Origin of the sequence: Arthrobacter cavernae (assembly GCF_017368795.1) — a bacterium.
GTDB lineage: Bacteria > Actinomycetota > Actinomycetes > Actinomycetales > Micrococcaceae > Arthrobacter > Arthrobacter cavernae.
In genome coordinates this window covers 1-303 of record NZ_JAFNLL010000041.1, presented here as the reverse complement: position 1 = coordinate 303, position 303 = coordinate 1, and the positions used below count along the sequence as shown (strand labels likewise).

Genomic DNA, 303 nt, shown 5'->3' with positions numbered 1-303 from the left:
AGGCGGCCGATGCGGCCGAAGCCGTACAGGACGACGTCGGTACTGGTGCGGTCGTCCGCTCCGTGGCGTCCGACGACGGAAGCCAGTTCGGCGCGGAGGAATTCCTCAAGCGTGGCACCGTTGCCCTGTTCCTTGAATTTTTGGTTCAGGCGGGCGATGTCGATCGCGGCCGGGCCGAGCTCCAGTCGCGCCAAAGCGTTCAGCAGCGGGGCAGTCTCCTCCACGAGTAATTCGTCCTTGCTGATCCGGCGCGCGAAGCGGTGGGCCTTGAGGATGTTCATCGTGGACTTGCTGGTCAGGCTC

The 303-nt window shown here is 64.7% G+C and carries 1 pseudogene; it reads right to left on the bottom strand.

The annotated features are described in order from the left end of the window. Positions 1–303: pseudogene (locus J1902_RS15390) on the bottom strand (glyceraldehyde-3-phosphate dehydrogenase); the annotation flags it as partial.